This is a genomic window from Pseudomonas rosaeacicularis (genome assembly GCF_057128745.1).
On sequence record NZ_JBSKHT010000011.1, the window covers coordinates 65,228 to 78,630 of the forward strand.

The window sequence follows — 13,403 nt, forward strand, 5'->3', positions numbered from 1 at the left end:
ATTTTCAGCTCATATCTATCTGTCCATGGCCTTACGGCCGCCGTAGAGGCGAAATCATGAAGACGACCATTGAATTGCCTCTTTTGCCATTGCGCGATGTTGTGGTTTATCCGCATATGGTTATCCCACTGTTCGTGGGGCGCGAGAAGTCGATCGAGGCTCTTGAAGCCGCGATGACCGGCGACAAGCAAATCCTCCTGCTCGCGCAAAGAAACCCAGCAGACGATGATCCTGGTGAAGACGCTCTTTATAGCGTGGGCACTGTTGCAACCGTGTTGCAGCTGCTGAAACTGCCTGACGGCACCGTGAAGGTGCTGGTTGAAGGCGAGCAGCGCGGCTCTGTCGAACGCTTCATCGAGGTCGATGGCCATTGCCGTGCCGAAGTCGCGCTGATCGACGAAGTCGACGCGCCGGACCGTGAATCCGAAGTGTTCGTGCGTAGCCTGCTGGCTCAGTTCGAACAATACGTGCAGCTGGGCAAAAAAGTCCCGGCTGAAGTCCTTTCCTCCCTCAACAGCATTGATGAACCTGGCCGTCTGGTCGATACCATGGCAGCGCATATGGCGCTGAAAATCGAACAGAAGCAGGAGATTCTCGAGATCATTGACCTGTCCGCACGGGTCGAACACGTGCTCGCCTTGCTGGATGCCGAGATCGACCTGCTGCAGGTCGAGAAGCGCATCCGTGGCCGCGTGAAGAAACAAATGGAGCGCAGTCAGCGCGAGTACTACCTGAATGAGCAGATGAAGGCCATTCAAAAAGAGCTCGGCGACAGCGACGAAGGCCACAACGAAATCGAAGAGCTGAAAAAGCGCATCGACGCCGCTGGCCTGCCCAAAGACGCCCTGACCAAAGCGACGGCCGAGCTCAACAAGCTCAAGCAAATGTCGCCGATGTCGGCTGAAGCCACAGTTGTTCGTTCGTACATCGACTGGCTGGTTCAGGTGCCATGGAAAGCGCAGAGCAAGGTTCGCCTTGATCTGGCTCGCGCCGAAGACATTCTCGACGCCGACCACTACGGGCTGGACGAAGTCAAAGAGCGCATCCTCGAATACCTCGCCGTGCAAAAGCGCGTGAAGAAGATTCGCGGCCCCGTGTTGTGCCTGGTCGGTCCTCCTGGCGTGGGTAAAACCTCGCTGGCCGAGTCCATTGCCCACGCAACCAATCGCAAATTCGTGCGGATGGCGTTGGGCGGCGTGCGTGACGAAGCGGAAATCCGCGGTCACCGTCGTACCTACATCGGTTCGATGCCAGGTCGTCTGATCCAGAAAATGACCAAGGTTGGCGTGCGCAACCCGCTGTTCCTGCTCGACGAAATCGACAAGATGGGCAGCGACATGCGTGGCGATCCTGCCTCGGCGCTGCTCGAAGTGCTCGATCCTGAACAGAACCACAACTTCAACGACCACTATCTTGAAGTCGATTACGACCTATCGGACGTGATGTTCCTGTGCACCGCGAACTCCATGAACATTCCAGCCGCATTGCTGGACCGTATGGAAGTCATTCGCCTGCCTGGTTACACCGAAGACGAAAAGATCAACATCGCCACCAAATATCTCTCTCCAAAGCAGATTGCTGCGAACGGTTTGAAGAAGGGCGAAATCGAGTTTGACGCTGAGGCCATTCGCGACATTATCCGGTATTACACCCGTGAAGCCGGTGTCCGTAGTCTTGAGCGCCAGATCGCTAAAGTTTGCCGTAAAGCGGTCAAGGAACACGCTCACGAGAAGCGTTTTTCGGTGAAGGTCACGGCCGACATGCTGGAAAATTTCCTCGGTGTTCGCAAATTCCGCTACGGATTGGCCGAACAACAGGACCAGATCGGTCAAGTTACCGGTCTTGCGTGGACTCAAGTGGGCGGCGAATTGCTGACCATCGAGGCTGCCGTGGTGCCGGGTAAAGGTCAGTTGATCAAGACTGGTTCCCTGGGAGACGTGATGGTCGAATCGATCACCGCAGCACTGACCGTTGTACGCAGTCGCGCAAAAAGTCTGGGCATCCCCGTGGACTTCCACGAGAAGCGCGACACCCATATCCATATGCCGGAAGGCGCAACGCCCAAAGACGGCCCTAGCGCAGGCGTAGGCATGTGCACGGCGCTGGTTTCAGCGCTGACACAGATACCTGTGCGCGCGGACGTGGCAATGACCGGTGAAATTACTCTTCGCGGGCAGGTTCTGGCGATCGGCGGGCTGAAGGAAAAGCTGCTGGCGGCACACCGTGGTGGAATCAAAACGGTCATCATTCCAGAAGAAAACGTGCGTGATCTGAAAGAGATTCCGGACAACATCAAACAGGATCTACAGATCAAGCCGGTTAAATGGATTGACGAAGTCCTGCAAATTGCGCTGCAATACGCGCCGGAGCCCTTGCCGGATGTGGCTCCGGAGATGGTTGCAAAGGATGAAAAACGCGAGTCTGATTCTAAGGAAAGAATTAGCACGCATTAGTCTGAGGGGCTTCCTTGACAGCTTTTTAGAGCCCTTGTTATAAAGCGGCTCTTCAAAGCCTAGGCAGTCGATATAGCCAGGCCACTCAGCGCTCGTTTGGCTTCACCAAAAAACTTAGAAAATACTCAATAGATATAAGGGGACTTAGAGTGAACAAGTCGGAACTGATTGATGCTATCGCTGCATCCGCTGATATCCCGAAAGCTGCTGCTGGCCGTGCGCTGGATGCAGTCATCGAATCCGTCACTGGCGCTCTCAAGGCTGGCGACTCCGTTGTACTGGTAGGTTTCGGTACCTTCTCCGTGACAGACCGTCCTGCTCGCGTAGGCCGTAACCCACAGACCGGTAAGACGCTGGAAATCGCTGCTGCCAAGAAGCCAGGTTTCAAAGCCGGTAAAGCGCTGAAAGAAGCTGTGAACTAAGTTTCATCGTTGCCTTTACCCAGCCAGGACTTCCACTTCTGTCCTGGTTGTGAAGCGGCAAGTGCGGTTGGTTGTAAGCTGGCCTGTCACCTCGGGGGACGCAAATTCGAACCCTGTCCGCTTTGCAAGTTACGAGAAGGCGCATCCTCGGATGCGCCTTTCTTCTATCCGGATTCTACCCACGCTCCGCGGTTGGTGAGTCAAACACCACCGTTTCTGGGGGACGCATGCTGCAGAATATCAGGGACAATTCACAAGGCTGGATTGCCAAAACCATTATCGGAGTGATCATTGCTCTGATGGCCCTGACGGGTTTCGATGCCATTTTCAGAGCGACCAGCCATAGTCAGGACGCCGCGAAAGTCAATGGTGAAGAGATCAGTCAGAACGAGCTGGCTCAAGCGGTCGACATGCAACGTCGTCAGCTTGCGCAACAGCTGGGCAAGGATTTCGATCCTGCCATGCTCAATGACCAAATGCTCCGTGAGTCTGCCCTCAAGGGGCTGATCGATCGCAAGCTGTTGCTGCAAGGCGCTGCGGATGCCAAGTTCGGTTTCTCGGAAGCATCGCTGGATCAGCAGATTCTGTTGACCCCTGAATTCCAGGTAGACGGCAAGTTCAACGCTGATCGTTTCGATCAGGTTGTCCGTCAACTGGGCTACACCCGCATGCAATTTCGCCAGATGCTTGGTCAGGAAATGCTGATCGGTCAAGTGCGCGCAGGTGTTGCCGGTAGCGCGTTCATCACTGACGCTCAGGTTGACGCTTTTGCCCGTCTGGAAAAACAGACGCGTGATTTCGCCACGCTGACGCTGCCAGCTGATCCGTCGAGCGTCAAAGTCACCGACGATGAAATCAAGGCTCATTACGACGAGCACGCCAAGGAGTTCATGAGCCCTGAGCAAGTCGTGCTTGATTACATCGAGCTGAAGAAATCCTCCTTCTTCGACAAAGTGTCGGTCAAGGACGAAGACCTTCAGGCGGCTTACCAGAAAGAAATCGCCAACCTGGCTGAGCAGCGTCGTGCTGCCCACATCCTCATCGAAGTCAACGACAAGATGACCGATGCCCAGGCCAAGGCGAAGGTTGAAGAGATTCAACAGCGTCTGGCAAAAGGCGAAGACTTCGCTGCACTTGCCAAAGAGCTGTCTCAGGACCCGGGTTCGTCCGCCAAAGGTGGTGATCTGGGTTATGCCGGCAAAGGCGTCTACGATCCGGCCTTCGAAGACGCGCTGTATGCGTTGAACAAGGATCAGGTCTCGGCGCCGGTTCGCAGTCAGTTTGGCTGGCACTTGATCAAGCTGCTGGGCGTTGAAGCGCCGTCTGTGCCGACGTTCGCCAGCCTCAAAGAGAAGCTGACCACCGACCTGAAATCGGCTTTGGTGGAACAGAAGTTCGTTGAAGCGACCAAACAATTGGAAGACACAGCGTTCGAGTCCTCCGATCTGGCGCAGCCAGCACAGGATCTTGGCCTGAAAGTCCAGACTTCCGCGCCGTTCGGTCGTGAAGGCGGTGAAGGTCTGACGGCTAACCGCGCTGTGATCCAGGCCGCTTTTAGCCCTGAAGTGCTGGAAGAAGGTTCCAACAGCTCGGCACTGGAGCTTGATCCGGAGACGGTGCTGGTGGTGCGCTCCAAGGAGCATCGTCAGCCAGAGCAATTGCCGCTTGAAGCAGTGTCCAGCGCGATTCGTGCGCAGCTGACCAAAGAGCACGCCAGCGAAGCGGTGAAAACCAAAGGCCAGGCGCTACTCGCAGGTCTGCGTGATGGCAAGACTCCGTTGGCCGCCAAGCAGGAAGGTCAGAGCTGGAAGGTCGTGGAAGCCGCGTCGCGCAGTCAGGAGGGTGTTGATCCCCAGGTGCTGCAAGCGTTGTTCCGCATGCCCAAGCCGGAAGGTAAGGACAAGCCTGGTTATGGCAGCCTGACCGCCGCCGATGGCAGCTTCGTGATCGTGCGCCTTAATGGCGTCAATCAGGCCGCTCCACCGACCGATGAAGAGAAAGCTCAGTACCGTCGCTTCCTTGCTTCCCGTGAGGGCCAGCAGGACTTCGCCGCGTACCGTGCGCAGCTGCAAAGCGCAGCGAAGATCGAGAAGTATTGATCGGTTGATCCGCTGACAACAAAAAGCCCCGGCTCGTGAGAGACCGGGGCTTTTTGTTGAGTGGGAAAACAGTGTATCTGATCGTTCCCACGCTCTGCGTGGTAACGCTGCCTCTGACGCTCTGCGTCAAGGACGCGGAGCGTCCCGGGATGCATTCCCACGCCGGAGCGTGGGAACGATCAAAACTGCTCAGGCCCAATCACATCACTCTTCGATATTGCCCATCGCGGTGGTGTTGAAGCCGCCGTCGACGTACATGATTTCACCGCTGATGCCCGATGCCAGGTCAGAGCACAGGAATGCGCCGGCGTTGCCGACTTCATCGATGGTCACGTTACGGCGCAATGGAGTCTGCGCTTCGTTGGCGGCCAGCATTTTACGGAAGTTCTTGATACCGGAAGCGGCGAGGGTGCGGATCGGGCCAGCCGATACAGCGTTGACGCGGGTGCCTTCCGGACCAAGGCTGCCTGCCAGATAACGTACACCGGCTTCCAGGCTGGCCTTGGCCATGCCCATCACGTTGTAGTTCGGCATGGTGCGCTCTGCGCCCAGGTACGACAGGGTCAGCAGGCTGCCATTGCGGCCTTTCATCATTTCGCGACCGGCTTTGGCCAGGGCCACGAAGCTGTAGGCGCTGATGTCGTGAGCGATGCGGAAACCATCACGGGTGGTGGCTTCTGTGAAGTCGCCATCCAGTTGGTCACCCGGTGCGAAGCCTACGGAGTGAACGATCACGTCCAGGCCGTCCCACTTCTTGCTCAGTTCTTCGAAGACCTTGGCGATCTCCTCGTCGCTGGCCACGTCGCACGGAAAGCACAGCTCAGGGTTCGAACCCCAGCCTTGTGCGAATTCTTCGACGCGACCCTTGAGTTTTTCGTTCTGGTAGGTGAAGGCAAGCTCAGCGCCCTCGCGGTGCATGGCGGCAGCAATGCCGGATGCGATGGACAGTTTGCTGGCGACACCGACGATCAGGACGCGCTTACCGGCGAGAAAACCCATGTGTTGTTCCTCTATCAGATTAATCGACAGTTGCCGGGGCCAAAAACGCGGCTTCCAGCAACTGCTGTGTATATGGATGTTGCGGTGCGGCGAAGATGTCTTCGGCTGCACCCTGTTCGACCACTTGGCCTTGCTTGACCACCATCAGTTGGTGGCTCAGCGCTTTGACTACCGCCAGGTCATGGCTGATAAACAAATACGTCAGGTTGTACTTGGTTTGCAGTGAACGCAGCAGCTCCACCACTTGACGTTGAACAGTGCGGTCGAGGGCCGAAGTCGGCTCGTCCAGCAAAATCAGCGCCGGTTTTAACACTAATGCCCGGGCGATGGCGATTCTTTGCCGCTGCCCACCGGAAAACTCATGGGGGTAGCGGTGCCGGGTATCCGGGTCCAGACCTACCTCCTTGAGCGCTTCGATCACCGCCGATTCCTGCTCCACCGGCGTGCCCATCTTGTGAATCCGCAGGCCTTCGCCAACGATGTCGCACACCGACATGCGTGGGCTCAGGCTGCCAAACGGATCTTGAAACACCACCTGCATTTGCCGCCGCAGCGGGCGAACCTGCTGCTGCGTCAGGGAGTCTAGCGGCTTGCCCTGAAAGCGTATGGCGCCGTCGCTACCGATTAGCCGAAGAATCGCCAGGCCCAACGTCGACTTGCCCGAACCGCTTTCCCCAACGATGCCCAGGGTCTGACCTTTGGGCAGGCTGAAGTGAATGCCATCGACCGCTTTCACATGATCGACGGTGCGTTTGAACAGGCCCTTTTTGATCGGAAACCATACCCGCAGGTTGTCCACTTCAAGCATCGGCGGCCCCGGAGCGTTGTCGGCGGGGCCGCCTTTGGGCTCGGCGCTGAGCAATTCTTTGGTGTACGGATGCTGCGGCGAACGGAACAGCTCCTCGCATGACGCCTGTTCGACGATGCAACCGCGCTGCATGACACATACTCGGTTGGCTATTTGTCGAACCACGTTCAAATCGTGGCTGATCAGCAGCAGGGCCATTCCCAGCCGGCCCTGCAATTCCTTGAGCAGTTTAAGGATTTTCAGCTGCACCGTGACGTCGAGCGCGGTGGTTGGCTCATCGGCAATCAACAGCTCCGGCTCGTTGGCCAGCGCCATGGCGATCATCACTCGCTGCCGTTGCCCGCCAGACAGCTCGTGAGGCAACGCTTTGAGGCGTTTGCGCGGTTCGGGGATGCCGACCATGCCCAGCAACTCCAGCGTACGCTCAGTGGCCGCCTTGCCCGTCAAACCTTTGTGCAGGCCGAGCACTTCGTTGATCTGCTTTTCAATCGATTGCAGCGGATTCAACGAGGTCATCGGCTCCTGGAAGATCATCGCGATGCGATTGCCGCGAATCGCCCGCAAACGCTTCTCGCTGGCGGTGAGCATGTCGTGACCGGCGTAACGAATGGTCCCGGTCGGGTGAGTCGCCAGCGGGTAGGGCAGCAATCGCAGAATCGAGTGGGCGGTGACTGACTTACCCGATCCGCTTTCGCCGACCAGTGCCAGGGTTTCGCCCTTGCGGATGTCGAAGCTGATGCCCTCGACCACGCGCTGCTTTGTATCGCCGTTGACGAACTCGACGGACAGGTCGCGGATTTCAATCAGATTGTCCTGCTTCATCTCATTTCCTTGGGTCGAACGCGTCGCGGGCGGATTCGCCGATGAACACCAGCAAGCTCAACATCAAGGCCAGTACGGCGAAGGCACTCATGCCCAGCCACGGCGCTTGCAGGTTGGATTTGCCTTGTGCCACCAGTTCGCCCAGAGAGGGCGAGCCAGCGGGCAGGCCGAAGCCCAGGAAATCCAGCGCGGTCAGGGTGCCGATCGCGCCGGTGAGAATGAACGGCATGAAGGTCATGGTCGACACCATGGCATTTGGCAGGATGTGGCGGAACATGATCGCGCCGTTTTCCATGCCCAGCGCACGGGCTGCACGCACGTATTCCAGGTTGCGCCCGCGCAGGAACTCGGCTCGCACCACGTCCACCAGACTCATCCAGGAGAAAAGCAGCATGATGCCTAGCAGCCACCAGAAGTTGGGCTGCACGAAGCTGGCCAGAATGATCAGCAGATACAAAACTGGTAGCCCGGACCATATTTCCAGAAAGCGCTGGCCGACCAGATCCACCCAGCCGCCATAGAAACCCTGCAACGCGCCGGCAACCACGCCGATGATCGAACTCAGAATGGTCAGCGTCAGGGCGAACAGCACCGACACCCTGAAGCCATAAATCACCCGCGCCAGCACGTCGCGGCCTTGGTCATCAGTGCCCAACAGGTTGTCCCGCGAGGGCGGGGCAGGGGCCGGGACCTTCAGGTCGTAGTTAATACTTTGGTAGCTGAAGGGGATGGGCGCCCATAACGTCCAGCCGTCTTTAGCGGCCAGAAGCTCCTTGATGTAGGGGCTTTTGTAGTTCGCTTCCAGCGGGAATTCGCCGCCGAACGTGGTTTCCGGGTAGCGCTCGAACACCGGGAAGAACCACTGGCCGTCGTAGCGAACGGCCAGCGGTTTGTCGTTGGCGATCAGTTCCGCGCCCAGGCTCAGACCGAACAGGATCAGGAACAGCCACAGCGACCACCAGCCGCGCTTGTTGGCTTTGAAACGGGCGAAGCGGCGTCGATTGAGAGGGGACAACGTCATGTTAATGATCCCTGCTTTCGAAGTCGATACGCGGGTCAACCAGCGTGTAGGTCAGATCGCCGATGAGCTTCACTACCAGCCCCAGCAACGTGAAGATGAACAGCGTGCCGAACACCACCGGGTAATCGCGGTTGATCGCCGCTTCGAAGCTCATCAGGCCCAGGCCGTCCAGGGAGAAGATCACTTCCACCAGCAAAGAACCTGTGAAGAAGATGCCAATGAACGCCGACGGAAAACCTGCGATCACCAACAGCATGGCGTTGCGAAACACATGGCCATAAAGCACGCGATGCTGCGACAGACCCTTGGCCTTGGCAGTGATCACGTATTGCTTGCCGATCTCGTCGAGAAAGCTGTTTTTGGTCAGCAGGGTCATGGTCGCGAAGTTGCCGATCACCAACGCTGTGATAGGCAGCGCCAAGTGCCAGAAGTAATCGCCGATCTTGCCCAGCCAGCTCATCTGGTCGAAGTTGTTGGAGGTCAGGCCGCGCAGCGGGAACCAGTCGAAATAGCTGCCGCCGGCGAATACCACGATCAACAGAATGGCGAACAAGAACGCCGGAATTGCGTAGCCAACGATGATCGCCGAACTGGTCCAGACGTCGAAATGGCTGCCATGGCGCGTGGCTTTGGCGATCCCCAGCGGGATTGACACCAGGTACATGATCAGCGTGCTCCACAACCCCAAGGATATGGACACGGGCATCTTCTCGATAATCAGGTCGATGACCTTGGCATCACGGAAGAAGCTGTTGCCGAAATCCAGCTGGGCGTAGTTCTTGATCATGATCCACAAGCGTTCCGGCGCCGATTTGTCGAAGCCGTACATGTGCTCGATTTCTTTCACCAGGCTTGGGTCCAGACCCTGTGCACCGCGGTAGGTCGAGCCTGCGACGGCAACTTCCGCGCCACCGCCGGCGATGCGGCTGGTGGCGCCTTCGAAACCCTCCAGCTTGGCGATCATCTGTTCCACCGGGCCGCCGGGCGCCGCCTGAATGATCACGAAGTTGATGAGCAAAATACCCAGCAGCGTCGGGATGATCAGCAACAGGCGCCGAAAGATATAGGCCAGCATGTTATTGCTCCGCGCTCGCAGGTTTGGCGTCGTCTGCATCAGGCTGCTTGGGGGCAGCGTCCAGCGGCACGGCTGGCTGAGCGTCAGGCTTGACCCACCAGGTCATATTGCCGATGTCGGACAGCGGCGAGACCTTTGGATGACCGATGTGATCCCAGTACGCCACGCGCCAGGTCTTGATGTGCCAGTTGGGGATAACGTAGTAGCCCCACAGCAGGGCGCGGTCCAGGGCGCGGGTGTGGTCAATCAGGCTCTGCCGCGAATCGGCGTTGATCAGGCCGCTCACCAGCACGTCAACGGCGGGGTCTTTCAACCCCAGAATGTTGTAGCTGCCAGGCTTGTCGGCGCTGCTCGAATCCCAGTACTCACGTTGTTCGTTACCGGGCGAGCTGGACTGCGGGAAGCTGCCGACGATCATGTCGTAGTCCCGCGAGCGACGACGGGTGATGTACTGCGAGACGTCAACGCGACGAATTTCCAGGTTGATGCCGATGTCGCTGAGGTTGCGTTTGAACGGCAACAGGATGCGTTCGAATTCGGTCTGCGCCAGCAAAAATTCAATGGTCACCGGCTTGCCTTCGGTGTCGACCATTTTGTCGCCAACGATTTTCCAGCCCGCTTCCTTGAGCAGCTGGAACGCCTTGCGCTGCTGCTCGCGGATCATGCCGCTGCCATCGGTGACCGGCAGTTTGAATTCGTCAGTGAATACCTGGGCCGGCAGCTTGTCGCGCAGCGGTTCGAGAATCTTTAGCTCTTCAGGAGTAGGCAAGCCGCGCGAGCCCATGTCGGAGTTATCGAAGTAGCTTTTGGTCCGCGTGTAGGAGCCGTTGAATAACTGTTTGTTGGTCCATTCGAAGTCCAACAGCAGGCTGAGTGCCTGGCGCACGCGCACGTCCTGGAACATCGGCTTGCGCAGGTTGAAGATAAATCCCTGCATGCCCTGCGGGTTGCCGTTGGGAATTTCCTCACGGATCAAACGGCCGTCTTTGACCGCCGGGGTGTCGTAGGCGGTGGCCCAGTTTTTCGCGCTGGTCTCCAGCCAGTAGTCGAAGGCGCCGGCTTTCATGGCTTCCAGCGCGACGGTGTTGTCACGGTAGTACTCGGTGGACAGGGTGTCGAAGTTATAGAAGCCCTTGTTCACCGGCAGATCCTTGCCCCAGTAGTCCTTGACCCGCTCATAGCGCACGGAGCGGCCGGCCTTCACCTCGACGACCTTGTACGGCCCGCTGCCCAGCGGGATTTCCAGGTTGCCCTTGCTGAAGTCGCGACCTTCCCACCAGTGTTTCGGCAGCACCGGCAACTGGCCGAGGATCAGCGGCAATTCGCGGTTGTCGTTGTGCTTGAATTTGAAGAGCACTTTGAGCGGGTCTTCGGCAATCGCTTGGTCAATGTCGGCGTAGTAGCTGCGGTACAGCGGCGAGCCGTCTTTGATCAGCGTCTGGAAACTGAACACCACGTCTTCGGCGCGGACCGGATGGCCGTCGCTGAACTTGGCCTCGGGCCGCAGGTAAAAGCGCACCCAACTGTTGTCCGGGGCTTTTTCGATTTTGCCGGCAATCAGGCCGTATTCGGTAAACGGCTCATCCAGACCCTGGCGGGCGAGTGTGTCGTAGATCAGGCCGATGTCGTCGGCCGGCACGCCCTTGCTAATGAACGGGTTGAGGCTGTCGAAGCCGCCGAACCCTGCCTGACGGAAGGTCCCACCCTTGGGCGCGTCGGGGTTTGCATAATCGAAGTGCTTGAAGTTGGCCGGGTATTTTGGCGCTTCGTTGTACAGCGTGATGGCGTGTTCCGGGGCCGCTTGGGCCGCGCAGGCAATGCCCAGCAGAAACAAGCCGCCAGCCTGTGTGAACAGGGAGCGAAGGGCAGTCATTGGGGTTTCTCCGAAGGCTTGAGCCACCACGCACGCAGGCCCAGGGTGTAGGGCGGGGTGGTGACCATGACGAACCGGTTGCGGTACGCCAGACGATGATTATTGAGGTACCAGTTGGGGATCATGTAGTGCTGCCAGAGCAGGACTCTGTCCAGTGCTTTGGTCGCAGCGACCTGATCGTCCTGGGTCTTGGCGGCGAGCAATTGGTTGAGCAGGTTGTCCACCACCGGATTGGCAATGCCCGCATAGTTCTTGCTGCCCTTGATATTCGCCTGGCTGGAATGAAAATACTGCCACTGCTCAAGGCCGGGGCTGAGGGTCTGGTTGAGGGTCATCAGAATCATGTCGAAATCGAACTGGTCCAGACGCTGTTTGTATTGCGCACGATCAACCGTGCGAAGCCTGGCATCGATGCCGATGCGCGTGAGGTCTTCGATGTAGGGCTGCAGGATCCGTTCGAGATTGGGATTGACCAACAGTATTTCGAATCGTAACGGCTGCCCGTTATTGCCCATCAGGCGGCCATCGGAAAACTTCCATCCCGCTTGTGCGAACAGGCCCAGCGCTTTGCGCATGGTGTCCCGCGGAATGCCTCCGCCGTCGGTTTTCGACACGCTGAAGGGCTGGGTGAACAGGTTGGGGGGCAACTGTTCGCGGTACGGCGCCAGGGTCAGAAATTCGCGGCCAATCGGCAGGTCAGTGGCCGAGAAGTCGCTGTTGGGGTAGTAGCTGGTCGAGCGCTTGTAGGCATTGTTGAACAGCGTGCGGTTGGTCCACTCGAAATTGAACATCAGCCCCAGTGCTTCACGCACCTTGACGTCGGCAAACGTCGAGCGGCGGGTATTCATGAACAAACCTTGGGTTTGCGTCGGAATCTTGTGGGTGATCTGGGCCTTGATCACGTCGCCGTCGGCCACTGCCGGGAAGTCATAACCGGTCGACCAGTTCTTCGCCTGGTGCTCAATGTAGATGTCGAATTCGCCCGCTTTGAACGCTTCGAACGCTACATCCGCATCGCGATAGAACTCGACCTCGACGCGATTGAAATTGTACTTGCCGCGATTGACTGGCAAGTCCTTGCCCCAGTAATCCTTGACCCGCTCGAACACCAGGCTACGGCCGGGATGAACCTGGGTGATGCGATAGGGCCCGCTGCCCAGAGGCGGCTCGAAGGTGGTGGCCTTGAAATCGCGGTTCTTCCAGTAATGCTGCGGGAGCACGGGCAGTTCGCCCAGGCGCAGGATCAGTAATGGATTGCCGCTACGTTTAAACACGAAGCGAATGCGATGACGGTTGAGGATGTCCACCCGCTGCACTTCTTGCAGTGCCGTACGGTATTGCGGATGGCCGTCCTTGAGCAGCGTTCTGTAGGAGAACGCGACGTCGTAGGCGGTAATCGCCTTGCCGTCGTGAAAACGCGCTTCGGGTCGCAGGTTGAACACCACCCAGCTGCGGTCTTCGCTGTATTCGACGGACTTGGCGATCAGGCCGTAGCTTGAGGTCGGTTCGTCGCCCGAAGGGTCGTACTGGCCGGTGCCGACCATTAATGGCTCATTCAGCTCACTGACGCCGTACTGGCCGAAATTGGGGGTCGAGATCGGGCTGCTGCCCTTGAAGGTGTAGGCGTTGAGGGTGTCGAAAGTGCCGAACGCCATGATTCGCAGGGTGCCAGCCTTCGGCGCCTCGGGATTGACCCAGTCGAAATGCGTAAAACTGGCCGGGTACTTGAGAACACCGAACTGTGCGTAACCATGGCTTTCGCTGACGGTCGCGGCGGCTGTCGTGCTCAAGGCCAGGCTTACGATCAGCAGGCAATGGCGTATCAAATCGA

Annotated in this window: 9 protein-coding genes; 3 read left to right on the plus strand and 6 right to left on the minus strand. The window is 58.1% G+C overall.

The window, feature by feature from the left end; genetic code table 11:
• The first annotated feature begins 56 nt into the window (after positions 1-56).
• From lon to ACWKWM_RS15535, 3 genes are all read left to right on the plus strand, one after another.
• Positions 57-2,453, plus strand: coding sequence for an endopeptidase La (gene lon / locus ACWKWM_RS15525; protein ID WP_483846982.1), 2,397 nt, complete (start codon positions 57-59; stop codon positions 2,451-2,453).
• A 149-nt stretch (positions 2,454-2,602) separates the two neighbouring features.
• Entirely contained in the window at positions 2,603-2,875 is a 273-nt protein-coding gene (locus tag ACWKWM_RS15530; protein ID WP_096822334.1) for an HU family DNA-binding protein, read from the plus strand.
• Between the two features lie 227 nt (positions 2,876-3,102).
• Positions 3,103-4,974, plus strand: coding sequence for a SurA N-terminal domain-containing protein (locus ACWKWM_RS15535; protein ID WP_483846983.1), 1,872 nt, complete (start codon positions 3,103-3,105; stop codon positions 4,972-4,974).
• 204 nt (positions 4,975-5,178) lie between these two features.
• Here the strand turns inward: ACWKWM_RS15535 and fabI are convergent, their stop codons facing one another.
• From fabI to ACWKWM_RS15565, 6 genes are read right to left on the minus strand one after another with little or no spacing between them, the layout of a single operon-like run.
• Positions 5,179-5,973 (minus strand): enoyl-ACP reductase FabI, encoded by a 795-nt coding sequence (gene fabI, locus ACWKWM_RS15540; RefSeq protein WP_483846984.1) that lies wholly within the window; start codon positions 5,971-5,973, stop codon positions 5,179-5,181.
• Between the two features lie 19 nt (positions 5,974-5,992).
• On the minus strand, positions 5,993-7,603 hold the full coding sequence (locus ACWKWM_RS15545) for an ABC transporter ATP-binding protein (protein ID WP_483846985.1): 1,611 nt from the start codon (positions 7,601-7,603) through the stop codon (positions 5,993-5,995).
• A gap of 1 nt (position 7,604) precedes the next feature.
• Complete coding sequence (locus tag ACWKWM_RS15550; protein WP_483846986.1) at positions 7,605-8,624, minus strand: ABC transporter permease; 1,020 nt, start codon at positions 8,622-8,624, stop codon at positions 7,605-7,607.
• Between the two features lies 1 nt (position 8,625).
• Positions 8,626-9,699: a microcin C ABC transporter permease YejB gene (locus ACWKWM_RS15555; RefSeq protein ID WP_483836137.1), complete on the minus strand. Its 1,074-nt coding sequence runs from the start codon at positions 9,697-9,699 to the stop codon at positions 8,626-8,628.
• A 1-nt stretch (position 9,700) separates the two neighbouring features.
• On the minus strand, positions 9,701-11,572 hold the full coding sequence (locus ACWKWM_RS15560; protein WP_483846987.1) for an extracellular solute-binding protein: 1,872 nt from the start codon (positions 11,570-11,572) through the stop codon (positions 9,701-9,703).
• The gene (locus tag ACWKWM_RS15565) at positions 11,569-13,398 is read right to left on the minus strand and encodes an extracellular solute-binding protein (RefSeq protein ID WP_483846988.1); all 1,830 of its coding nucleotides are present in this window, start codon (positions 13,396-13,398) and stop codon (positions 11,569-11,571) included. Before ACWKWM_RS15565 ends, ACWKWM_RS15560 begins: the two co-directional genes overlap by 4 nt.
• Positions 13,399-13,403: the final 5 nt, after the last annotated feature.

What these genes read in the sequence shown, in the direction of transcription:
- ACWKWM_RS15550 (WP_483846986.1), bottom strand. Translation starts at nt 8,624, where the DNA reads ATGACGTTGTCCCCTCTCAATCGACGCCGCTTCGCCCGTTTCAAAGCC.
- fabI (WP_483846984.1), bottom strand. Translation starts at nt 5,973, where the DNA reads ATGGGTTTTCTCGCCGGTAAGCGCGTCCTGATCGTCGGTGTCGCCAGC.
- ACWKWM_RS15545 (WP_483846985.1), bottom strand. Translation starts at nt 7,603, where the DNA reads ATGAAGCAGGACAATCTGATTGAAATCCGCGACCTGTCCGTCGAGTTC.
- ACWKWM_RS15535 (WP_483846983.1), top strand. Translation starts at nt 3,103, where the DNA reads ATGCTGCAGAATATCAGGGACAATTCACAAGGCTGGATTGCCAAAACC.
- ACWKWM_RS15560 (WP_483846987.1), bottom strand. Translation starts at nt 11,572, where the DNA reads ATGACTGCCCTTCGCTCCCTGTTCACACAGGCTGGCGGCTTGTTTCTG.
- ACWKWM_RS15555 (WP_483836137.1), bottom strand. Translation starts at nt 9,699, where the DNA reads ATGCTGGCCTATATCTTTCGGCGCCTGTTGCTGATCATCCCGACGCTG.
- lon (WP_483846982.1), top strand. Translation starts at nt 57, where the DNA reads ATGAAGACGACCATTGAATTGCCTCTTTTGCCATTGCGCGATGTTGTG.